22 protein-coding genes are annotated in these 21,468 nt (G+C 69.7%); 15 read left to right on the plus strand and 7 right to left on the minus strand.

The window, feature by feature from the left end:
* Nucleotides 1-66: 66 nt before the first annotated feature.
* Nucleotides 67-1,005, minus strand: coding sequence for an alpha/beta hydrolase (locus NMI01S_RS12820; RefSeq protein WP_084512920.1), 939 nt, complete (start codon nt 1,003-1,005; stop codon nt 67-69).
* 382 nt (nt 1,006-1,387) lie between these two features.
* Here NMI01S_RS12820 and NMI01S_RS34795 point away from each other — a divergent pair, with 382 nt between their 5' ends.
* From NMI01S_RS34795 to NMI01S_RS12835, 3 genes are all read left to right on the plus strand, one after another.
* On the plus strand, nt 1,388-1,615 hold the full coding sequence (locus NMI01S_RS34795) for a hypothetical protein (protein WP_157126150.1): 228 nt from the start codon (nt 1,388-1,390) through the stop codon (nt 1,613-1,615).
* Between the two features lie 36 nt (nt 1,616-1,651).
* Complete coding sequence (locus NMI01S_RS12830) at nt 1,652-1,903, plus strand: hypothetical protein (protein ID WP_157126151.1); 252 nt, start codon at nt 1,652-1,654, stop codon at nt 1,901-1,903.
* A 79-nt stretch (nt 1,904-1,982) separates the two neighbouring features.
* Nucleotides 1,983-2,903 (plus strand): SDR family oxidoreductase, encoded by a 921-nt coding sequence (locus tag NMI01S_RS12835; RefSeq protein WP_167669900.1) that lies wholly within the window; start codon nt 1,983-1,985, stop codon nt 2,901-2,903.
* 240 nt (nt 2,904-3,143) lie between these two features.
* Here NMI01S_RS12835 and NMI01S_RS12840 read toward each other — a convergent pair whose 3' ends face one another.
* Together NMI01S_RS12840 and NMI01S_RS12845 are read right to left on the minus strand one after the other, a co-directional pair.
* Nucleotides 3,144-4,034, minus strand: coding sequence for a helix-turn-helix domain-containing protein (locus tag NMI01S_RS12840; protein WP_062996860.1), 891 nt, complete (start codon nt 4,032-4,034; stop codon nt 3,144-3,146).
* Between the two features lie 178 nt (nt 4,035-4,212).
* Complete coding sequence (locus NMI01S_RS12845) at nt 4,213-4,599, minus strand: DUF1304 domain-containing protein (protein WP_062996862.1); 387 nt, start codon at nt 4,597-4,599, stop codon at nt 4,213-4,215.
* Between the two features lie 434 nt (nt 4,600-5,033).
* Here NMI01S_RS12845 and NMI01S_RS12850 point away from each other — a divergent pair, with 434 nt between their 5' ends.
* The 4 genes from NMI01S_RS12850 to NMI01S_RS12865 are packed head-to-tail and all read left to right on the plus strand — an operon-like array spanning nt 5,034 to nt 8,674.
* On the plus strand, nt 5,034-5,393 hold the full coding sequence (locus NMI01S_RS12850; protein WP_062996864.1) for an STAS domain-containing protein: 360 nt from the start codon (nt 5,034-5,036) through the stop codon (nt 5,391-5,393).
* Between the two features lie 6 nt (nt 5,394-5,399).
* A complete protein-coding gene (locus tag NMI01S_RS12855; protein WP_084512896.1) occupies nt 5,400-5,915 on the plus strand; it encodes an ATP-binding protein in 516 nt (171 codons plus the stop codon).
* A gap of 60 nt (nt 5,916-5,975) precedes the next feature.
* Nucleotides 5,976-7,583, plus strand: a complete 1,608-nt coding sequence (locus tag NMI01S_RS12860; protein ID WP_062996868.1) for a PP2C family protein-serine/threonine phosphatase — start codon at nt 5,976-5,978, stop codon at nt 7,581-7,583.
* Nucleotides 7,584-7,609: 26 nt separating this feature from the next.
* Complete coding sequence (locus NMI01S_RS12865; RefSeq protein ID WP_062996870.1) at nt 7,610-8,674, plus strand: cobalamin B12-binding domain-containing protein; 1,065 nt, start codon at nt 7,610-7,612, stop codon at nt 8,672-8,674.
* Nucleotides 8,675-8,741: 67 nt separating this feature from the next.
* On the opposite strand, the gene NMI01S_RS12870 is transcribed toward NMI01S_RS12865, so the two are convergent.
* Nucleotides 8,742-10,094, minus strand: coding sequence for a WS/DGAT/MGAT family O-acyltransferase (locus NMI01S_RS12870; RefSeq protein WP_062996872.1), 1,353 nt, complete (start codon nt 10,092-10,094; stop codon nt 8,742-8,744).
* 204 nt (nt 10,095-10,298) lie between these two features.
* On the opposite strand from NMI01S_RS12870, the gene NMI01S_RS12875 reads away from it, so the two are divergent.
* Both NMI01S_RS12875 and NMI01S_RS12880 read left to right on the plus strand, forming a co-directional pair.
* On the plus strand, nt 10,299-11,759 hold the full coding sequence (locus tag NMI01S_RS12875; RefSeq protein ID WP_245716834.1) for an NAD(P)/FAD-dependent oxidoreductase: 1,461 nt from the start codon (nt 10,299-10,301) through the stop codon (nt 11,757-11,759).
* A gap of 124 nt (nt 11,760-11,883) precedes the next feature.
* A complete protein-coding gene (locus tag NMI01S_RS12880) occupies nt 11,884-13,650 on the plus strand; it encodes a hydroxysqualene dehydroxylase (RefSeq protein WP_062997052.1) in 1,767 nt (588 codons plus the stop codon).
* On the opposite strand, the gene NMI01S_RS12885 is transcribed toward NMI01S_RS12880, so the two are convergent.
* The gene (locus NMI01S_RS12885; protein WP_062996874.1) at nt 13,636-14,436 is read right to left on the minus strand and encodes a helix-turn-helix domain-containing protein; all 801 of its coding nucleotides are present in this window, start codon (nt 14,434-14,436) and stop codon (nt 13,636-13,638) included. The genes NMI01S_RS12880 and NMI01S_RS12885 overlap by 15 nt on opposite strands.
* 101 nt (nt 14,437-14,537) lie before the next feature.
* Between NMI01S_RS12885 and NMI01S_RS12890 the strand changes: the two genes are divergently transcribed.
* From NMI01S_RS12890 to NMI01S_RS12905, 4 genes are all read left to right on the plus strand, one after another.
* Entirely contained in the window at nt 14,538-15,047 is a 510-nt protein-coding gene (locus NMI01S_RS12890; RefSeq protein WP_062997053.1) for a GtrA family protein, read from the plus strand.
* 102 nt (nt 15,048-15,149) lie between these two features.
* Nucleotides 15,150-15,692: a hypothetical protein gene (locus NMI01S_RS12895; RefSeq protein WP_063920725.1), complete on the plus strand. Its 543-nt coding sequence runs from the start codon at nt 15,150-15,152 to the stop codon at nt 15,690-15,692.
* Nucleotides 15,693-16,366: 674 nt separating this feature from the next.
* Complete coding sequence (locus NMI01S_RS12900) at nt 16,367-16,951, plus strand: copper chaperone PCu(A)C (RefSeq protein WP_084512897.1); 585 nt, start codon at nt 16,367-16,369, stop codon at nt 16,949-16,951.
* Nucleotides 16,944-18,137 carry a Dyp-type peroxidase gene (locus NMI01S_RS12905; protein ID WP_062996878.1) on the plus strand — a complete coding sequence of 398 codons (1,194 nt, stop codon included), beginning with the start codon at nt 16,944-16,946 and terminating at the stop codon, nt 18,135-18,137. Before NMI01S_RS12900 ends, NMI01S_RS12905 begins: the two co-directional genes overlap by 8 nt.
* Before the next feature lie 83 nt (nt 18,138-18,220).
* Here the strand turns inward: NMI01S_RS12905 and NMI01S_RS12910 are convergent, their stop codons facing one another.
* On the minus strand, nt 18,221-18,571 hold the full coding sequence (locus NMI01S_RS12910) for a hypothetical protein (protein ID WP_062996880.1): 351 nt from the start codon (nt 18,569-18,571) through the stop codon (nt 18,221-18,223).
* 341 nt (nt 18,572-18,912) lie between these two features.
* Between NMI01S_RS12910 and NMI01S_RS12915 the strand changes: the two genes are divergently transcribed.
* Nucleotides 18,913-19,893, plus strand: coding sequence for a glycosyltransferase family 9 protein (locus NMI01S_RS12915; RefSeq protein ID WP_062996882.1), 981 nt, complete (start codon nt 18,913-18,915; stop codon nt 19,891-19,893).
* Between the two features lie 80 nt (nt 19,894-19,973).
* Nucleotides 19,974-20,672 (plus strand): phosphoribosylanthranilate isomerase, encoded by a 699-nt coding sequence (locus tag NMI01S_RS12920; RefSeq protein WP_062996884.1) that lies wholly within the window; start codon nt 19,974-19,976, stop codon nt 20,670-20,672.
* On the opposite strand, the gene NMI01S_RS12925 is transcribed toward NMI01S_RS12920, so the two are convergent.
* A complete protein-coding gene (locus NMI01S_RS12925; RefSeq protein WP_062996886.1) occupies nt 20,611-21,468 on the minus strand; it encodes an EamA family transporter in 858 nt (285 codons plus the stop codon). The genes NMI01S_RS12920 and NMI01S_RS12925 overlap by 62 nt on opposite strands.

Here is a 21,468-nt window from a genome sequence, read left to right on the forward strand (position 1 = left end):
TCGGGACTGGCCGGCCGCTTCGTCGGCCCGGACCGGGTGAATCGGCGTTGTCAGGGCATCGGAAGATCAGAGCTTGTCGGCGAAGAACGGGACGACCTTCTTCAACGCCTCGCCCGCGCCCTTCGGCCGGTCGTAGAGGTCGTAGTGGGAGACGTCCGGAAGTTCGAGGAGCTGCTTGTCCGCAGAGGCGGCCTTCTCGTAGATCTCGTGACCGTCGCGGTAGGCGCCGAAACCGCCCTGCTTGTCGCCGATGACGATGAGCAGCGGCTGGTCGAGCAGCTCGTCGGCCAGGTGGAACGCATCCCATCCCAGCGCGGTGGAACCATGCGCGACCTCGAAGGTGGTACAGCCGTTTTTTGCCCGGCCGCGATCGGTGCGGTAGTAGTCGTACGCCTCGATGATGTCGATGTCACCCACCTGCTGGGCCTGCTCGGCCGAGCTGGGCAGGATGTCGTTCGCGACGCTGTCCGCGCCGCGGGCCTCGGCGGTGCGCTGCTCGGCGATGCCCCGTAACGCCGCGATCGGCCCGCCGTCCTGCCCCGAGGTCTCTCGCTGCATCCGGCCGAAGTTCACACCGGTGATCGAGACGACGGCCTTGAACCGCTTTTCCGTCTTGGCCGCGGCCAAGGTGTATCCACCACCACCGCAGATGCCGAGCACACCGATACGATCGGCGTCGACATACGGCAGCGTGACCAGGTAGTCCACCACCCGATGGAAATCCTCGACGCGCTGGGCCGGATCCTCCAGGAACCGCGGGGTGCCGCCGCTTTCCCCCTGAAAGCTCGCGTCGAACGCGATGACCACGTTGCCGGCCTCGGCCAGCGCAGGCGCGTAGACGTTGCCGGCCGTCTGCTCCTTGCAGCTGCCGATCGGATGCGCGGCGACGATCGCCGGATAGGTCCGTGATTCGTCGAAGTCGGGCGGGAAGTGCAGATCCGCCGCGATGTCCCAATACATATCGCGATTGCGGAAGCTGACGTGCTCGATCTTGTGATTGACCATGGTGTTCACTCCTCTGGTGTTGCGACTCCTCCGATGTCGTGACGAGCCCCGCAGCCGGGTTGTGATGACTGAGTCAGCGAGCCCGTGCACGTCCAGTCTCGTAGCGCACACCGCCCCTGTGGAGGGGAGAGATCTTTCCCTGGCATCGGGGTCACGAGGCCGGTGCGCGAAACGCATTCATCCACCTCGTCCGGGCGATCACGAACCGGAGGCAGGGAGGAAACTCTCCCAGGCAACCCGCCGGATCGAGGCATACCGTGAATTCGTGACCGACAGAACGCGCCTTCTCGCCGCGTAGAGGTCGTCGACCTCGCCGCCCTCGGTCAGGACCACCACCACCGAACCGAATGATGCTCGGTCGATCAACCACGCGGAGCGGAGCATGCCGTCACCCATTCACACCCACGTCCAGGAACTGCTGGACTACTTCGGTGGATGTGCACACTGCGGGTATCCGGCATCGGCGTCGCTGATCACCCGCGAGTACCCCGACGGCACCACCGAGCACGAAATAGTAGCCACCTGCGGCTTGCCGTGCGGCTGGCGCGCACCGGTCCCGATGACGCGGATGACCCGGCCACAGCTCTCCCGGCCGGCCTGGCGGCAATGATCGGCAGCGGCTCCAGCCCGCGAAGGGGAGTTCTCGATGTGCACACATAGCGCTGTCGAGCATGCGACGATCACCGGCGATAGACCGACGCGGCCCGCGGACTGCGATGTGCGGCTTCGAATCTGGTTGGGTGATATCGCCTTCGACTACCTGGCGGCGGCCGCAGCCGCCAGCAATCTGATCAACGACTGGCGGCGAAGGCCTTGGTACGCAATCGAATTGATGCGCGACACCATCGAGGAGCGGCTGCCTCGCCTGCCGAACGAACGGCTGTTCCTCGGAGCGTGACTCCGATCGCGACCGCACCGGGTGAAAGTCACTGTCTGCGTTCGGATTCTTGTCGGTGGCTCCCGATAACGTCTGGCAGGTGAACCGACCCCGCACCGGTACAAAACCCTCGGCGCCGTCCACGGTCCTGTCCCCGCCTTCCGCCCGTCCGGTGCTGGTCACGGGCGCATCGGGCAGAATCGGCTCGGGTGTGGTGGCCGCGTTGCTCTCGGCGGGTGCACCCGTTCGCGCGGCCTACCGGGACCCCGCACGCACTGCCGCGATGACGGAATCCGGCCACGACGCGGTCACCGTCGACTACAGGCGGCCTGCCACCCTGCCCGCCGCGATGGCGGGAGTCGGCACCCTCTTCCTGGTCACGGCCACTACCGCGACGCAGACCCAAGATGAACTCACCCTGGTCGACGCGGCGTGCGAGGCCGGTGTCGAACGCGTCGTCAAGGTGTCTTTGTGGCGGGCCGACGAACGCCTCACTCCCCTCGCCGACCTGCATCGACCGGTGGAGCAGGCCATCGAGCGCTCCGGATTGCGGTGGACCTTCTTGCGGCCGAACTTCTTCATGCAGAACTTCGCGCAGATGGCGGCGTCGATCGCCGAGCACGGAGTGATCGCACGTCCGGGAGGTTCGGCGCCCATCAGCTACGTCGACGCCCGTGACGTTGCCGGTGTCGCGGCGCATGTCCTCACCACAGGCGGCCACGACGGCCGGGTCTACTCCCTTACCGGCCCCCGTGCCCTCACCTACGAGCAGGTGGCCGACGTGTTCTCGGATGTTCTGCGCAACCCCGTGCGATATCGCGCACAGACCGCGACGCAAGCACGTGAGGGCCTGCTCGCTGCCGGCGTTCCGGCATTCATGGCAGCAGCCTTGGTCCGGGTGAGCGTCGTCTACGGCGAGGGCGGGGCCGATTCGGTCCTATCCACCGTCACCGACCTGACCGGTGACGCGCCGAGAACCTTCGAACAGTTCGTTCGCGGCCATCGCCGGCTCTTCGGATAACTGCTCGCTGCTGCCTTTTCCGCATAGCGGTCGGCCCGCCGCCGTCGATGCGACCTGCCGTGGCTCCGCCATGGCGGCGTCGATCCCGATCGAGCGTGGGAGCGCCACCAGGCCGCCGGTCGATCGCCCCTACTCGGATCACCGAGACCCGATTATCGTGGCGCGATGCTGCCCGCGGGTTCGCGCGGCCGGCACAGTCGCCGTGCCGCGACTCTCGCGCAGCCGACAGCCACATCCCGCTCAGAGCGTGCGGTGCTCCTCCGACGTTTCCGAAGCCGGGAGATGCTCGACCGACCAGGAGGCGAGGATGCGCAATTTGTCCTGGGACACACTGCCCGGCTCGGTCGACCACAGCACCAATTGCTGATCCGGGTCGCCGGAATAGCGAAAAGTGTCCCATTCCAACACCAGATCGCCGACCTCGGGGTGGCTCATCCGTTTGGTGCCGAATTCCTGGTGGGCGACATGGCGGGCCGCCCACCACTGCCGGAATTGCTCGTCGGCGACCGACAACTCGCCGACCAGCGCGGTCAGGCGCGGATCGGTGGGATTCGCTGCCGCTTCCATGCGCAGGATCGCCACGCAGGTCCGCGCGACGGCCTCCCAGTCGGTGTACAGCCGGCGCATCGCGGGGTCCAGGAAGATCATCCGCACGTAGTTGCGCTGTTTCTGCGGAATCTTGCCGAAATCGGCGATGAGCGCCGCGGCCAGCTGATTCCACGCCAGGATGTCGAGGTGGCGGCCGAAGATCAGCGCCGGTGTATCGGTCAGCTGCTCCAGCAGCCTGCCGAGTTGCGCTCGCACGACCTGGCGGCCACGCGGCGCGGAGGGGCGGCTGTCGGCCCGTTCGGCCAGGCTGCGAACGTAATCGCGCTGCTCGCGATCCAACTGCAGCACCCGGACCAGGGTGTCGAGTACGGGCTCGGACGGGGCCAGCCGCCCCTGCTCGATCCGCGTGTAATAGTCGGTGCTGATCGCGGCCAATTCCGCGACCTCTTCGCGACGCAGGCCCGGCACCCGCCGCGGCCGCAGGTCGCTGGAAGGCAGGCCGAGAGCGCCCGGCTCGAGCTGCGCCCGGCGGGCTTTCAAGAACTCCCCCAGCTCACGCAGATGCGGCTCCCTGACGGTCATATCACCACGCTAGAACCGATTCGGCGGCGTTGCCTGGGCGAATTCTCTCCCAGGCAACGCCGGGACGGGAGGCGAGGTCTCGGCGGTCCAGCGGGATCCGACAGCGCGGTCGGTTCCCGCTGGGCCTACCCAGGCTTCGCGGTCGACAACGGAAACGACGTCAACGTGTGCAGGGGGCTTATCGCAGGCCGACGGCCAGCAGGATCACGCCGAGTAGCGGTGGCACCAGTTGTTTGAGGGCCGCGCTCGCCTTGTCGGGGCTGGACGCGAGCAGGACCAGGCCGGCGGCGGTCATCGAGCCCGCCCCGGTGAACACCAAGGTCGCGCCGATCGTCTGCTCGCCCACCGCGAAGAAGACGGTACCGACGATGACCGACACGGCCAGGAACAGATTGTAGAAGCCCTGATTGAAGGCCAGCGGCTTGGTCGTCTCCGCCTCGGCCGCCGAGGCCACCCCGAAGATGGCGCGGGTTTTCGGGCTCGTCCAGGCGACCGACTCCAGATAGAAGATGTAGATGTGGATCACTGCCGCGAGGCAAGCGAGGATCAGACCTGCTGTGGTCACCGAACACCTCCGTAGACGCCGTCGCGCGATATAACCACGCGGCGGCCGGGACGCGTCGGCGACACGTCGGAATGTCGCGGCAGACACACCGGACAGTCCGGCGAGCGCGGCGCGATGCCGTCCCCGGCCTACCGCCACCTCCGCAATCGCCTCCCGTGGCACGCGATTTCGCCCCCCGGCGATGGGCGCGGTATGCCTGGTGTGGACGAGGCTCGGCGGGCGCCGATCGACACGCGTCCCGGGGAGCGCGCCGCGGCCGTTACACTCGGTGATCTTGCGAGGTTGAGACCACAGCCGCGCGCGGCACCGCGAAACCACGCCGAGTATCGCGGTGTTCGTGATGCGCAGACGTGCCTGCACAGATCCGCTCGGCCGCCACGATTCATACTCGTGAGGGCGGACACGAATGCGGGAGTGTAGGGAAGGGTGAATACGTGGGATACGAAGGCCACAGCGGCTGCACCGCCGATGTGATCTCGGTCGGCGGCTTCGTGGTGGTGGTCGCGGCCGGTGAGGTCGATTCGCATACCGCGCCGCGGCTGGATACGGCTGTCCAGCAGGCCGTGACTCGTCAACCCGGGCAGCTGATCGTGGATCTGTCCGCGGTCGAATTCTTCGACTCCTCGGGAATGAACGTACTGGTCCGTGCCCTGCGGCAGGCGGGACGGGTGCTGGTGGTGGCGCCGCGTCCGGTGCGGCGCGTAGTGGAGGTCACCGGCCTGTCGACGGTATTCGCGCTCTTCGACGACGTCGATGCCGCCGTCGCGAGCGCTGTCACACACACGAACGGCTGATATCGGATGCGTCACCCCGAAGGCATGCGCCACCCCGAGAGCGGAGCTCACAAGGCCGCGGCGAACAGCGGGCAGCGATCGCTCGAGGATCTGCACATCGAATTCCGGGCCCGGTCCGAGGAATTGCAGCGGGTGCGGGCCCTGTTGCGGGCCTGGCTCGCGGCCACGAACCTCGGACCCGATCGCGCCTACGACTTGCTACTGGCCGTCAACGAGGCGTGCACGAACTCGGTCGAGCACGGTCATCGCGGCGACGGCCGGACCGTCGTGCTGCATGCCACGGCTGTGCATTCGATCCGTATCACCGTCTCCGACGGCGGCACCTGGCGCGCGCCGCGAGCGGAGGAGGGAACCGATCGTGGCCGCGGCCTGCCGATGATGAACGCCCTGATGCCCGGAACCCGCGTCGTCTCGGGCGCCGACGGTACGACCGTCGAATTCGTGGTCTCGCCCACCGCCGAGGAGCGATCCGATCCCGACACCGGACAATGGTCCCGGCGCACCTCGGCGGAGCAGCCGTGATGCCGGTTCGACTGCGGCGCAGCAGGTTTCGCTCGTGCGACTGGATGTGAGGAGGCCGCCATGCCCGGATCTGCGGTGAGCGGCGTGGACCGGTGGTCGGCGGTACCGCATCCGGCCGTGGTGGTCGATCGAGCGGGCACGGTGGTGGCGCTGACCGGCGCAGCCGCGGCGTTGTTACCCGACGCGGCGGTGGGTGAGCCGTTGCACCGCACCGGGCTGCCCTGGTTGTCGGCAGCACACGACGCGACGGCCGCATCCGACATCGAGCCGACAGCCGCATCCGTATCCGGTCGCGTGGGCGGGCGCGAGCTGCATGCCGTCGCCTCCCCCGGCGGCGACGGGACGATCGTCTGGTGGCTGCTCGGCGACACCGCGCGCTCGCTGCACGAGAGCCGCTCGGACTTGGAGCAGGAACGCGAACGCACCGCGTTTCTGTCGCAGGCCTCCGAACAGTTGCTGGCCTCGTTGAACGTCGACAGGTGCCTGGAGACCACGGTCCGGCTCGCCGCCCGCCACCTCGCCGATGCCGCCGTGGTCGTCACGCCGCCGGCCGGGCGCGCGCTGTCGGTCGTCTCCTGTGACGAACACGGCGCGGTCCGGGTGAACGTCGTCGAGGAGGATCCCGACGTGGTGGCCGGGCTGAGCGAGGCGCTGCGCGGGTTCCCCCCGATTCCCTCGCAGTGGCTCGACCCCGCGGCGGTGCCGGCGTGGCTGCTGCCGCCCGGTTTCGCGCACGCGACGGGCTCGGTGATCGTGACTCCGCTTCCCGGCCACGGGGTTTCGGCGGGTGCGCTGGTACTGCTGCGGCGTTCCGGCGAGCGGACCTTCGACGAGCGCGACGAGGTCTTCGCCCAGTTGTTCGCCGGGCGCGCGGGTATCGCGTTGTCGGCGGCGCGGCTGTATGCCGAGCAGACCAGCATCACGGCGGTCCTGATGCGCGAACTGCTGCCGCCGCAGCTGCACCGGGTTCACGGAATCGACTTGGCCGGCGCCTACCGGGCTTCGGAGAATCACGAAATCATCGGCGGGGACTTCTACGACGTGCACCGGGCGCCGACACCGGACGGGGAAACCCTCGTCGTCCTCGGCGACGTCTGCGGCAAAGGTCTCGAGGCCGCCGTGCTGACCGGCAAGATCCGCAACACGGTCCACGCGCTGGTGCCGATGGCCGACGACCACCAGCGGCTGCTCACCCTGCTCAACGACGCGCTGGTGTCCTCGCGGCACGACCGGTTCGCCACGCTGGTGCTGGCATCAGCCGTGCATCGGAACGGGCGAGTGCTGCTGCGGTTGACCTCCGCCGGGCACCCACCGCCGTTGATCGTGCGGGCCGACGGGACCGTCGAAACGGCCGAGACGCGTGGACAACTGGTCGGTGCGCTGCCCGACATCACCGCGACGACATTCCGGACCTCGCTCGCGCCCGGGGAAACCTGCCTGCTCTACACCGACGGTGTGACCGAGGCCCGCGGCGGACCGCTGGGCCGGCGCATGTTCGGTGAGGAGCGGCTCGCCGCCGCGCTGGCACAGTGTGCGCAGATGCCCGCGGAGGCGGTGGTCGAGCGCGTGCACATGCTCACCACCCAGTGGGTCGGCCGCAACCAGCACGACGACATCGCCGTCGTCGCGATCACCGCGCCGCGCGCCTCGAACCTCGTGATCCACTGACCCGCACAGCGAAGGAGCCGCCGTTCATGTCCGAGCCGCATCGCCGCATCGTCCGCGACGCCTCCGCGTTTCGCGAAGAGTTGTGGAGGGCGGTCACCGGCCGCGACGAACCGGCGGCGATCCGGATCGTGCTCGCGGCGGCGGATTCGGGTCTGGCGCCGGAGGCGGTCCTGCTCGAGGTCATCGCCGCGGTCCAGCGCCGGGTAGGCGCGGAATGGGCCGCGAACACCCTCAGTGTCGCCGACGAGCACACCGCTACCGCCATCAACGATCGCGCCGTGACGGCACTGTCGCTGCACGTGGCCGACGCGCACCCCGCCACGGCCGGGCGGGTGACCGTCGCCTGTGTGGACGGCGAATGGCATGCGCTGCCCGGCCGGCTGGTCGCCGAGGTGCTGCGGTTGCGTGGCTGGCAGGTCGATTTCCTGGGCGCGCAGGTCCCTACGCGCCACCTGATCGCGCATCTGCACAACACCGGCCCCGACGCCGTGCTGCTGTCGTCGTCGCTGCCGACCCGGCTGCCGACGGCACACGGCACGATCACCGCGTGTCAGGCGGCCGGGGTGCCGGTGCTCGTGGGCGGCGCGGCATTCGGGCCGGACGGGCGCTACGCGGACCTGCTCGGCGCGGACGGCTGGGCGCCGGACGCCTCGACCGCGGCCGAGCTGCTCGCCGGTGGGCTGCGACGCGAGCGGCCGGACCGACCGCACCGGCCACTGCCGCATCTGGCCGATCAGGAATTCACCATGATCGCTCGCAGCGCTCCGCACTTGCTGGCGACCACCATGGCGGAACTGGAACACCGTTTTCCCGCGCTGCGGGACTATTCCGAATTCCAAGTGGAACGCACCGCCGAAGATATCGCGCAGATCCTCGAATTCCTCGCCACCGCACTGTATCTGGACGACGACATGGTGTTCACCACCTTCGTCACGTGGACCGCCGGCGTACTGAGCGCGCGGGCGGTTCCCGCGCACTCGCTGTTTCCCGTCCTCGATCTGCTGGGCGGGCAGCTACAGGACTTTCCACGGGCCCGACGGATTCTCGCCGCCGCCACCGACGCCCTCACCGACACCGCGCGCACCGCCTGACGATCCACAGAGCAGCCGCCCGCCGCGCCCGGGATGCGGTCGCGGCCTTCCGGCGGCACAGCACCGGCTACTCCAGTTCGGCGAGGGATTCGTCGAGTCCGGTCAACAGCCGTTGCAGGTGCGGCACACTGCGGCGGCAGCCGACGATGCCGAAATGCATGGCGCCACCGGAACTTATCGTCGTGATGTTGACCGCTTGCCCGTCGAGGGGAATCGACGCCGGATACGCCGCTTCCAGGCGCAGGCCGTTCCAGTAGCGCGGTTCGGCGGCGCCGGGGACGTTGGAGATGACGATGTTGAACGGCGGCGCTGCGGCGGGCAGCCGGATCGGTAGCGCCGCTGATGCCAGCCCCGCCACATTGATCGCCGACAGCCCCAGGATCTGCAGCGGCGTCAGCCGGGACATGGTGTTCTTGGTCCGCGCCATCGACGAGTGGATGCGAGCGAGCCGGTCACCCGGGTCGGATTCGTCGGTGGCGAGATCGCACAGTGCCGCACCCACCGAATTGCCCTCTCCCGCGGCGGTTTCGGTGGTGCCGCGCAACGAGACCGGCACCATCGCGATCAGCGGCTCGGCCGGCAGTGCCTGTTCGGCGAGCAGATACCGCCGCAGCGCGCCCGCGCACATCGCCAGCACGACGTCGTTCACGGTCGCCCCGGTGCGCGACCCGACCGCGCGCAACCGCGGCAACGGCCACGACTGGGCAGCGAATCGCCGGGCACCGGTGATGGCGACGTTGAACATCGTGTGCGGCGCCCGGAACGGGAGCGGTTCCGGATAATCGCGCGCGATCGCGTATGCGCCCGACAGTAATTCGGGTACGGCGGTGCCGATCCGCCCGGCCATGCGCACCGCCTCGCCCGAGCGGCGCAACAACGTATTCGGGCCGGCGTCCGGACGACGGCGGGGCGAGCGCCACGGCGGCACGCAGTCGCGGGCGTCGGGGTCGGCCGAGAGGACCCGCTGCCAGGTGCGCACTGCCGACACACCGTCCATCAGCGCGTGATGTGTCTTGGTGTACAAGGCGATCCGGCCGTCGGCGAGCCCGTCGATGACGTAGACCTCCCACAGCGGGCGATGACGATCCAGCAGCGATCCGTGCAGCATCGACACCAGTTCCAGCAATTCCCGCCCCCGTCCGGGCGTGGGTACCGAGAGCAACCGGACGTGGTAGTCGATATCGACGTCGTCGTCGAGATTCCACTGCAGGGCGGAGAAACTCGCCAGCGACCGCGCGGGCCGGCGCCGGAACACCGAGTTGAGTTCGCCGCCACCGGAGACCAACTCCTCGTGCACCTGCCGCGCCGACCCCGGCTCGGCGCCCGAGGGACGAAACACGGAGAGCCCGCCGACGTGCATGGGATGTTCGCGTGATTCCAGCAGCAGGAATGCCGAGTCCAAGGGTGACATCAACGCCATCGCGGTACCTCATCACGGTCGTTTCCGATCGGGCCGGGTGGCCACGCCTTCCCGCGGATCCGGCATCTCACCGGGCTCGGGCGGCTCAGGCGTCGGTAATTGCCGCCGCCGATCGAACCAAACATATTGACAATGTGAGACGAGTCACTTCATTCTCTCATTAGGACACCGTGTCCGAACATAGTGACCCGGAAGGCGGCGCCGATGCCTACCGACGAACCTGCCGACTCCTCGCCGACCGATCCGGGCACCCGCGCGATGGTCCGGGACCTTCCGGCGCGCGACCGAGATCTCGGCGAAAACGGTTGTAGCGACCACGAATTCACAGACGTGGTGGTGGTCGGAGCGCGCTGCGCCGGTTCGGCCGCGGCCATCGCCTTCGCCCGCGCGGGACGGCGCGTCGTCGTCGTGGACTCGGCCCGTTTTCCCTCCGACACGCTCTCGACTCATCTGCTGTGGCCGGCCGGCCTCGCCGAGGTGGCGGCGCTGGGCGCGTCGGAGCGGGTGCTGGCCCTCGGCGCGCCACGGTTGCGGGTCGCGTTCGCCGCCGGCGCGGGCCAGGTGGTACGGGCGCCCTTCACCGCCGTGCGGGGTATCGACTACGCGATGTGCGTGCGGCGCACCGGATTCGATGCGGCCCTGGTGGCCACGGCCCGCGCGGCCGGCGCCACGGTCCACGAATCGATGCGGGTCACCGAACTGATCCACGACCGCGGCCGGGTAGCCGGCGTACGCGCGGTCGATCGCGCCGGGACCATCCGCGAGATCCGGGCCCGCCTGGTGGTCGGCGCGGACGGGCGTCGCTCCACCGTGGCGCGGCTGACCGGAGCGCTGGACCCGTACCGCAGCAAGCCCAGTGGGCGGGCATGCTACTTCGCCTACTGGCGCGACGGCCGCCCGGAATGGCGGTCGACGGCCGCCCAGTGGCGGGCCGGGGATCTGCTGGGAACCGCCTTCCCGTGCGAGGACGGTGCGGTGCTGTCGCTGATCCAGCCGCCGGTCACGCACGGACCGCGCACCGCCGGGCAGACCGAGCAGCGCTACCACGACATGGTGACCGCCATTCCGGAACTCGCTGCGCGACTGGACGATTGCGAACCGCTCGGCCGGGTGCGCTCGGCCACCGGGATCGTCTCCTACTTCCGCCGCTCCAGCGGTCCGGGCTGGGCGCTGCCCGGCGACGCCGGCCATTTCAAGGATCCGGTCACAGCGCAGGGTATGCGTGACGCCATGCGCTACGGGCGGCTGCTGGGCGAATACGCGGCCCCGGTACTGGACGACCCGGTTGCGCTGGACCGGGCACTGACCCGATGGGAGCACCGGCGCGAACAGGACTGCCTGCCCATGTACCAGTGGACCAACCGGCTCGCCCGCGGCACCGAGATGACACCGCTGGAAGTGCAGCTGTACCGCGCCGGTGCGGCCGACCCGCAACTGGCCGGCCTCGCGCTCGACGTGATGACCCGGGCGCGAACCCCCGACGAACTGCTGACCCCGGTGCGGGCGGCGAAGTTGGCGATACAGGCACTGGCGCACGAGCCGGCGGCCGCGGTGGTGGACACCGTGATTCGCGAAGTCCGCGACGGCGCGCAGGACTGGCGGGAACGTCAGGCGGCGCGGTGGGGTGCGGCGTGGTCGCGGTGGCCCGCGACGGCGCCGAAGTGAGGGGCGGGCCGGCCGGCGGGCCCTCGATGCTGCCGGATCTCGGTGAAAAGGCTTCGCAGGCACAGAAATTCGGGCTTCGGGATCGACGCAGGGCCGGTCCCGCTCGCTGATTCGAGGAGTGGACATGAGCGGTCGCGACAACGCGGGTGGAATCGGCAGGCGGCAGTTGCTGCGGGGTGCGGCGGCAGGCGCGGCGCTCGCGACGAGCAGCGCATGGACCACGGCGGCACGCGCGAATCCGATACGCCGCCAGGTGAGCCCAGGACGCACCGTGGCGGTGTTCGGAGGTGGCGTGTCCGGATTGACCGCCGCACACGAACTGGCCGAACGCGGCTATGCGGTCACGGTGTACGAGCCGACCGCGCTCGGCGGCAAGGCGCGCAGCATGAGCGTGCCCGGCACCGGGGCCGGCGGTCGCGCCGACCTGCCGGGCGAACACGGCTTCCGGTTCTTCCCGGGCTGCTACCAGCACGTCCCGGACACGATGGCACGAATCCCGTTCCCGGGCAACGCGAACGGTGTGGCCGGGAATCTGATCCGGGTGGAGTCCACGGTCGCCGGCTTCCCAGATCTGCCGCCGGTGACGGTGCCGACCGAGCTCGCGGGACTGCGCGAGCTGAACCCCGATCGGATCCGCAACTCACTCGTGGCCGGATTCGGCTTCGTTCCGCAGCTGCCGTCCCAGGAACTGGCGTTCTTCGGCGATCGGATGATGATGTGGTTCACCAGCTCCCCCGAACGCCGCTTCGGAGAATGGGAGTACCGATCGTGGGTGGACGCGGTCGGGGCCGCCGGGAAGTCGCAGGCCTACCGGGACTACCTGGCCCGGGCGCTGACCCGGATAACGGTGGCGGCGAAGTCGGAGACCAGCTCCGCGCGCACCATCGGAACCATCGGGGAGGCACTGGTTTTCGCGGGCGCCGGGATCGCGCCGCAGTACCGCGGCGGGGTGGACCGGATCCTGAACGGCCCGACCAACGAAGCCTGGATCGATCCGTGGGTGGCGCATCTGTCCGGACAGGGGGTCCGGTTCGTCACCGGCGCCGGCCTGACGAGCCTGCGCCTCGCGGGCGACCGGATCAGCGGCGCGAACGTGGGCGGGCGGGCGGTGCGGGCGGATTGGTACGTGTGCGCGATGCCTGCCGACCGCGCGGCCACGATCCTCGACGACGACATCCTCGCCGCGGACCCGGCACTGGCCGGGATGCGGGAGCTGGTGCTGGACTGGATGGTCGGCGTGCAGTTCTACCTGCGGCAACCCACCGGCGTGCCGGAAGGACATATCGCGGCACTCGGCACGCCGTGGGCGATCACCGCACTGCGGCAGGCGCCGATGTGGCGCGGCGATTTCGCGGCCCGCTACGGCGACGGGACGGTGGTGGAATGCCTGTCGGCGGACGTGTCGGACTGGGACACCCCCGGCATCCTGTTCGGCAAACCGGCCAAGCGGTGCACGAAAGACGAAGTGGTGCAGGAGGTGTGGGCGCAACTCAAACGCTGGCTCAACACCGGCACCGGCTGGTTGCGCGACGACGACGTGCACTCGTGGTTCGTCGATCCGGGTGTGCATTTCGAGGAGGGCGGCAACCGCAACGACACCCCGCTGCTGGTGAACACCGTCGGCTCCTGGGACCACCGGCCGGAGGCGTATTCGGCGATCGGCAACGTGTTCTTCTGCGGCGACCACGTGCGCACCGGCATCGATCTGGCGACCATGGAGGGCGCCTGCGAGGCGGGCCGCAAGGCGGCCAACGCGGTACTGGACGCGGCCGGTGACACGGCGCCGCGGGCAGCGGTGTTCCCGATGTACGCACCGGCCGAACTCGAACCGTTCAAACGCGTCGACGCCGACCGATACCGGGCCGGGTTGCCACATCTACTCGATATGTGAACGGCGGCGCAGGAATTCGGCGGTCTCCGGGCTCGCCGGAAGGAACGACTCGATCGCGAGTTCGGCGACGGTGACGTTCATCGGGCTGCCGAAAATGGTCATGGTGCTGATGAAATCCAGGTCGATGTCACCGCGTTCGCCGTCGTGGTGGCGCAGCCGCAGCGGAACGACCGCCTGATCCGGTTCGGGCAGGCCGGGATCGTCGCGGCCACCGGGATATCCGAGCAATTCGGTGCGCAGCGCGGCCAGATCGGCCGAACCGGTGGCCTCGATCTGGCGATCGACGCGTTCGAACAGATGTCCGCGCCACTGCGCCAGATTCAGGATGCGCGGTGCCAGGCCCTCGGGATGCAGGCTCAGCCGCAGCGCATTGACCGGCGGCGTCAGCAGGTCGGCGGGAATACCGTCGAGGAACAGCGCCACACCGGAATTGGCGTCGACCATATTCCACTGCGCGTCCACGGCCAGGGCCGGATACGGCTCGTAGCCGGTGAGGATCTGCCGCATCGCGGTGCGGACGGGGGCCATGGTGGGAGTATCCAATCCGGGTTCGGCGTAGACCGGAGCGTAGCCGGCGGCCAGCAGCATCCGATTGCGTTCGCGCAGCGGGATGTCGAGCTCCTCGCTGAGGTGCAGGATCAGCTGGCGACTCGGCGTGGACCGGCCGGTTTCGACGAAGCTGAGGTGACGGGTCGAGGTTTCGGCGCGCCCGGCCAGCTCCAGCTGGCTGAGGCGGCGGGTGCGACGCCAGTGGCGCAGCAGATCTCCGGCGGTATGGGTCGGCACCTGCCCGATCGTATGCGGCGGCGTTGGGCGTGACGATTACCTCGCGGGTCATGATCGCTGTCCGGATGCCCGGGTCGCGGAGCGCGGTTAGGGTGGATTGCGTGTCGTTGGTGCAGGCTGGACTGGACCGGCTGCCCGAACGCTGGCGGGCGCTGTTGCTCGCCCATCGGGAGCTGATGAAATTCGCCGTCGTCGGCGCGATCACCTGGTTCGTGGACACCGGAGTGGTGTACGCGCTCAAGCTGACCGTGCTGCCGGACAAGCCGCTGACCGCGCGCGCGTTCGGCGTGCTGATCGCGACGATCGCCTCCTACATCCTGAATCGGGAATGGTCGTTCAACACCCGCGGCGGACGCCAGCGCAGTCACGAGGCGGCGCTGTTCTTCGCCGTCAGCGCGCTGGCGGTGGGCGTGACCGTCATACCGCAGGCGATCGCGCTGTACGTCTTCGATATCCGCGTGCCGCATGTCACCCCGTTCACCCAGGCGGTCTCCAACTTCATCACCGGGCAGATCCTGGGCGTGCTGCTGGCGATGGCGTTCCGGTTCTGGGCGTTGCGGCGATTCGTCTTTCCCCAGGATCTACGCGAGGCCGAGCTGGAGATCCTCTGACCCCGGACCGCCGAAACCGCGAGCGGTGACGGGCATCACGCCGGGTGAGGACCGGTGCACCTGGCGGCCGACCCCGTCGGTGCGCCCCGATACCATGATCGCGTGCGAATACCGGCCGACCCTTCCACGCGACTGCGTGGCGGATGCGTCGGTGCCGGAGCGGGCACGGTGAGTATCGCCGCCCACGCGCTCGGTGGCGGCACAATGGCCCCCGGCTCCGCGGCGATCATGATGCTGATCGCCGCGAGCACCGCGATCGGCAGCCTCGCCGCGCATACCCGCACCGGACTGTTCCGGCTCATGGGCCTGCTCGCGCTCGGGCAGCTGCTCGGCCATCTGGCGCTGACCCTGTCCCCGCACTCCCACGACATGCTGATAACCGCACCCATGCTGGTCGCGCACCTCGCGGCCACCGTGGCCGGGGCGGTCCTGGTCCGGGGCGCGGAAACCACACTGCGGCGCGCTGTTTCACTGATTCGCCGCGCGGTCGGCGCGATCACACACAACCTCGGAATCGCCGGCGCCCCGGTCGTCGTCTCAGGGCCGGACACGGTGGCCGCGCCGCGGCGGCTCGTGCTCGCGTCCGGCACCGGGCGGCGCGGGCCGCCTGCCCACAGCCGTTCGTTCGCTGCTTTCGCCGCGTAGCCGCCTGGGCCTGACAGCGGTAGGTCGGTGGACCGGTCCACTGCCTCGCCGGATCTGACCCGGCTGCCGATGGCGGCCCACAGCTGAGCTGTTCCGCACGCGGGTAGTTCCGGGAGCACGGAGCCGCCGCATCGGCGGCACGGCAGGGCCGGTCGGCCGAATACCGGCGCTTCGCCAGCCGCCAGCCGGCACTCGGCACTCGGCACTCGGCACTCGAGGGTACGGCGACCCGATGGATCCGTGCCGCACGGCACATGGACGGCCGCGCACGCGAAACAGGAAGCGGTCGCTCGAGCGGTCGGTGCACCGGTCGATGTCGGCACGCCCGCCGGGCCCGGTGACGGTTCCCGCGGTGGCGGCGCGCCCATCACTGGCTGATCGCACGCGATGCTGTTCCGCCCGCCGTTCGTCCGGGCTCCCAGGAGCCTGATCGATCGGATGCCGGAGGAGTTGCATGCCCCCGGTTTCGGGTGGTCGCCCACGTCGCGAACCGCTCTCCCGGGTGCCGGCAGCCACGAGCGGATACCGATGACGGATTCAGCGCGCACGCACTCACCCCGTGCGGCGCACAGCGCGGACCGGCAACCTGACGGGCGCCCGGTCGCGGATGCGTGTGCCCGCTGCGCGCCGGCCGTCAACCCGACGAATCCCTTCTCACGCAACGGAGTTCACCTATGTTCTGTCTCCCCCACGCCCGGCGTTCCGCTCTCGCTCCGGGTGACCGCGGTTCCCGCCGTCCGGCATCCGACGCCCGGCACCGGTCCGCGGCCCTGCTGATCACCGCCACGGCCTCCATCCCGCTGCTGCTGGCCGGATGTTCGTCCGGCGGCACATCCACTGCCGCTGACGCCAATTCGGTCACCGTGAGCGATCAATGGATCAAAGCCGCCGACGCGGGGATGTCGGCGGCGTTCGCGAATTTCACCAACACCAGCGACCACGAGATCCGCGTCGTCGACGCGACCAGCCCGGCTTCGGCGCGGATGGAGATCCACGAGGTGGTCGAGTCCAACGGCACCTCGATGATGCGTCCCAAGGCCGGCGGCTTGGCCATCCCCGCACACGGCAGCGCGAAACTGACGCCGGGTGGCGACCACCTGATGTTCATCGACCTGAAGGCGCCACTGCGCACGGGAGCGCAGACACCGGTCACGGTGAAGTTCGCCGACGGCACCAGCACCACCTTCACCGCGCAGGTGCGTGACTTCGCGGGCAATCAGGAGAACTACTCACCGACCCCGGCCGCCCACGGTGGCTGAGCGGCTGTCGCGGCGCCGCTTGCTCGGCGGCGGCGCGGCCGCGGCGGGTGCGGCGGGGGTCGCGGGCCTCACCCTCGGCGCCGAACGCTGGGCGCGCCCGAGCGAGACCACCGATCCGGGGACCGCCCGCGAACCGTTCTACGGACCGCACCAGGGCGGGGTCGCGACCACACCGCAGCAGCACGCGGCGTTCGTGGCCTTCGATCTGCGGCCCGGCACCGCCCGGGCCGACCTCGTGGGTTTGCTGCGCATCTGGTCCGGGGACGCCGCGCGGCTCGCGGCCGGGGACCCGACGCTGGCCGATACCGAACCGGAGCTGGCGCATCGGCCCGCCCGGTTGACCGTGACCGTCGGATTCGGCCCGCGGCTGTTCAGCGTGGCAGGGCTCGAATCCGCACGGCCGCACTGGCTCACGGCGTTGCCCGGCTTCACCATCGACCGGCTCGACCCCGCCTTCTGTGCGGGGGATCTGCTGCTGCAGGTTTGCGCGGACGAGGCGACGACGGTGGCGCACGCGGTACGGGCGCTGTCGCGCAGCGTGACCTCCCTGGTGACGGTGCGCTGGACCCAGCGCGGATTCCGCAACGCCGCTGCCGGGCAGAGGATGCGCAATCTGATGGGCCAGGTCGACGGCACGGTCAATATCGCACCCGGAGCCGATTTCGATCGGCTGGTGTGGGACGACGGCGCGACCCAGCCCTGGCTGCGCGGCGGAACCTCGATGGTGCTGCGCCGGATCGCGATGAATCTGGACACCTGGGACGAACTCGACCCCGACGGGCGGGAACTGACCGTGGGCCGGCGCATCGCGACCGGTGCGCCACTGACCGGGACCCGCGAATCCGATGATCCGGATTTCGCGGCCGTGGACGCCCACGGCATCCCGGTCATTCCGCCCTCGTCGCATATCGCCCGGGCACATCACACCAGCGACGGCGAGCGTTTCCTGCGCCGGGGCTACAACTACGACGATGCCCCGGCGCCCGGAACCACCTCGAATTCGGGGCTGCTGTTCGCCGCCTACCAGCGTGATATCGCGGCGCAGTATCTGCCGGTGCAGCGTCGCCTGGCCGAATTCGACGCTCTGAACACCTGGACCACACCCGTCGGGTCCGCGGTGTTCGTGATTCCGCCGGGAATCACCGACGCCCAGGGCTATCTCGGCCAGACCCTGCTGGAGGGGTGAGCGAGCAGTCGATGCGGTTCGGCAATCGATGCCGAACCGCATCGATTGTCCTGCGGCTCGATATCATCGCCGAGCTTCGCGGCTCAGTGCCACAGCACGGCCACGAACACGTTGGCGATGGCCAGCAGTCCGGCGGCGTCGGCCATCCAGGCAATCGTCTTGCCACGCTTGGCATCCGCGTGCGCGATCTCGGCCAGACCTGCCACCGCGACCGCGATGACCAGTTTCACCACGATCTTGGCCATGTCGAGATTCTTGTCGAGGGAATCGATGCCGTCGGCCATGCCGACCAGGATCAGGCCCGTGATGATCTGCGCTCGCGCACCCCAGAGCATCACCTGCGACACCGCCGGGCGGCCGGCGGCGTATCCGCCGATCACCGCGGCGAGACCGAGCAGATGGGCGATGACCACCAGGTTGTAGACCACTGTCATGGCTCACAGCGTAGAGGATCGACGCCGATTCAACGACACTGCGTAGTAGAACTGCCCCGGCGGCGACACCCGGATATCCGCACCGCCCCATGCGTTCTCGCGACGCCGCCCACCCACGGTGCGGGTTTCCTGCGGGTTATCCGAACCCTCGGCAGGCCGCCGCGCCCATCACGGGAATGCCGCCCGATTCCGGCGCGGCCCGTGCGGAAATACGCGCGTTTCACGCCGGATCTGGTCGGGTAGTCATCCTCAGGTGGCTCTCTTCGGTCGTGCCGCGGCAACGGTGCGGAATCGAGTGGGTCGGGACTGCTGGGTCGCTTGGTGATGGCTAGGAGAAGAGGGTGGCGGTTGTACTCGTGCTGCGCGCACGTGGACTGGGTGATCTCCTCACCGCGGTCCCGGCTCTACGTGCGCTGCGCCGGGCGAGGCCGCGCGATCACATCGTGCTGGCCGCACCGCACCGGCTCAAACCCATCGTCGACCTCATCACCTCGGTGGACGAGATGGTCGCGGCCGCCGACCCGCACACCATGCGCTGGGACGGCGACCCGCCCGCGCTGGCGGTGAACCTGCAGGGCTGCGGCGCCGAGGGCATCGTCGAATTGGCCCGGACCGAACCCGCCCGGTTGCTCAGTTACCGCAATGCCGCCTTCCCCGACCTCGACGGCCCCGAATGGCAAGCGGATATGCACGACATCGACCGCTGGTGTCATCTGCTGGAATCGGCCGGCATCAGCGCCGACCGCCGCAATCTGGGCCTGGTGCCGCCGGTGGCCACCACCAACCACCGCGACTGTGTGGTCGTGCACGTGGGCGCCGGGGCGCCCGCCCGCCGCTGGCCCGGTGAACGATTCGCCGCGGTGATCCGGCATCTGCTGGTGCAGGGCCGCGAGGTCGTGGTGACCGGCGACGAATTCGAACGCGACCTCGCCCTCGGCATCGCCGCACGCGCCGGCCTCTCGCACGACCACGTGCTGGCGGGACAGCAGAATCTCATCGAACTGTCGGCCACCGTCGCCGAGGCAGCGTTGGTGGTGTGCGGCGATACCGGTGTCGCACATCTGGCGACGGCATTCGGCACCCGCACCGTGGCGCTGTTCGGCCCCACCGCGCCCGGACGCAGCGGACCGCCGCCGCATCTGTCCGGCCGCCACATCGCGCTGTGGGCGGGCCGCACCGGTGATCGCGACGGCGACGCCCCCGATCCGGGGCTGTTGCAGATCACCGTTCCGGATGTGGTGGAGGCCGTCGACACGCAACTGGATCGGCGCCGCTGGGCCGAGGCCGACCGGCGCGGCACCGCGTATCGCCGCGTCGGCTGAGTTCCTCGCCGCCGGCTCGGACAGCGTGGTAATCGACACGAACGACCGGACTGGACACATTCGGGCAGTATCGTGTGCCGATGATCACCGTCCGAACGAAAATCTGCGGTATCCGTAGCGAGTCCGATCTCCGGGCCGTCGTCGCAGCCGATGCGGACGCGGCCGGATTCATTTCGGGCACGACGCATTTCAGCGAAGACGAACTCGACCCGGAATCCGCCCACCGACTGTCCCGGCTGGTGCCCTCCTCGATGGAGCGCGTACTGGTCACCCACCTCACCGACGCGGGCGAGGTCCTGCGCCTCGCCGATCGGATCGGCGTCGACTGCATTCAATTGCACGGCCTGATCTCACACGACACCGCGCGCGCGGTCCGGCGCGGCGCGGGCGGCCGGCGGGTGATCCGCGCGGTCCACGTCACCGGGCCGGAGGCCATCGGCGCCGCCGAGCGGGCGGCGCCGGAGTGCGATGGGCTCGTGCTGGATTCGCGATCCACCGACCGGCTCGGCGGAACCGGGCGCACCCACGACTGGTCGATCAGCGCGCGCATCGTCGAACTGTTCGACGACCCGGCCTTTCCGGTCATGCTCGCCGGCGGACTCAACCCGCACAACCTCCCCGCGGCCATCGACGCGGTCCGGCCGTCGTGGGTCGATGTCAATTCCGGCGTCGACGACGGCCGGGGTGACAAGGACCCCGTGACCTGTACCGAATTCGTCAGGGCGGCACGCGATGTCGCGGCGCCGAACGCTGCTCTAGCCCGGCAGCGATCAGAATGAGCAGCCCCGCGGCGGCGGTCGCCGCGGTGGGCAGGCTCCGGGTGGCCACCGCTCCCACCAGAGTGGCCACCACGGCCTCGTTCAGCCCGATGACGCTGGCCGCGGCCGCGCTCAATCGCCGCAGGGCCTGCCAGTAGAGCGCGAATCCGGGTCCGAGCAGGATGGCACCCACCGCCGCCAACTCCACCGCCACCCGCCCGGACGGTGGATCCAGCAGCAGCAGCGGACTGCTCGCGATACCGCCGAACAGCAACTGCAACGCTGCCGAGGTGATCGTGTGGTCCGGACCGGAATGCCGGGCGATCACAGTGACCAGCATCGCGACACAGCCCGCACTGCCCAGCGCCAGGACGCATCCGGTCACGGCCGCGAGCTGCGCGTCGCCGCCCGGGTGCTGCCAGGCGACCAGCCCGATCGCGGCCGTGACCAGCACCAGTTCGACCAGGACCGGCAACGTCGGCGCGCGCCGGCCGCGGACCAGTGCGGCGGCGATGATCAGCATCGGCGCGGTCAGGTGCAGGGCGACCACCACCGGCAGCGGGCCGATCCGCAGCGCCGCCACGTACAGGGCCAGATTCGCGGCCTCCAGCCCGCCCAGCCGGAAGTACAACGCCGGCTGGGCGGTCAGCGTCGTCCACGGGCGCTGTCCGCGCAGCCGCGCCGACACCAGCAGCGGCACCGCTCCGCCGAGGGCCACCAGGCCCGCGGTGGTGGGAGCGGCCAGCGTCGCCAGCAACGCACTGGAGGTACCCCACAGGCAGGTCACCGCGACCATCCGCAGGAGCGGACCGCTCAT

Source organism: Nocardia mikamii NBRC 108933, assembly GCF_001613505.1.
Lineage (GTDB): Bacteria > Actinomycetota > Actinomycetes > Mycobacteriales > Mycobacteriaceae > Nocardia > Nocardia mikamii.

Excerpts from the sequence above, each read along its gene's own strand:
- NMI01S_RS12820 (WP_084512920.1), bottom strand. The coding sequence starts at position 1,005 with ATGGTCAATCACAAGATCGAGCACGTCAGCTTCCGCAATCGCGATATG.
- NMI01S_RS34795 (WP_157126150.1), top strand. The coding sequence starts at position 1,388 with ATGCCGTCACCCATTCACACCCACGTCCAGGAACTGCTGGACTACTTC.
- NMI01S_RS12830 (WP_157126151.1), top strand. The coding sequence starts at position 1,652 with ATGTGCACACATAGCGCTGTCGAGCATGCGACGATCACCGGCGATAGA.
- NMI01S_RS12840 (WP_062996860.1), bottom strand. The coding sequence starts at position 4,034 with ATGACCGTCAGGGAGCCGCATCTGCGTGAGCTGGGGGAGTTCTTGAAA.
- NMI01S_RS12855 (WP_084512896.1), top strand. The coding sequence starts at position 5,400 with ATGCGTCACCCCGAAGGCATGCGCCACCCCGAGAGCGGAGCTCACAAG.
- NMI01S_RS12860 (WP_062996868.1), top strand. The coding sequence starts at position 5,976 with ATGCCCGGATCTGCGGTGAGCGGCGTGGACCGGTGGTCGGCGGTACCG.
- NMI01S_RS12865 (WP_062996870.1), top strand. The coding sequence starts at position 7,610 with ATGTCCGAGCCGCATCGCCGCATCGTCCGCGACGCCTCCGCGTTTCGC.
- NMI01S_RS12870 (WP_062996872.1), bottom strand. The coding sequence starts at position 10,094 with ATGGCGTTGATGTCACCCTTGGACTCGGCATTCCTGCTGCTGGAATCA.
- NMI01S_RS12875 (WP_245716834.1), top strand. The coding sequence starts at position 10,299 with ATGCCTACCGACGAACCTGCCGACTCCTCGCCGACCGATCCGGGCACC.
- NMI01S_RS12880 (WP_062997052.1), top strand. The coding sequence starts at position 11,884 with ATGAGCGGTCGCGACAACGCGGGTGGAATCGGCAGGCGGCAGTTGCTG.
- NMI01S_RS12900 (WP_084512897.1), top strand. The coding sequence starts at position 16,367 with ATGTTCTGTCTCCCCCACGCCCGGCGTTCCGCTCTCGCTCCGGGTGAC.
- NMI01S_RS12910 (WP_062996880.1), bottom strand. The coding sequence starts at position 18,571 with ATGACAGTGGTCTACAACCTGGTGGTCATCGCCCATCTGCTCGGTCTC.
- NMI01S_RS12920 (WP_062996884.1), top strand. The coding sequence starts at position 19,974 with ATGATCACCGTCCGAACGAAAATCTGCGGTATCCGTAGCGAGTCCGAT.
- NMI01S_RS12925 (WP_062996886.1), bottom strand. The coding sequence starts at position 21,468 with ATGAGCGGTCCGCTCCTGCGGATGGTCGCGGTGACCTGCCTGTGGGGT.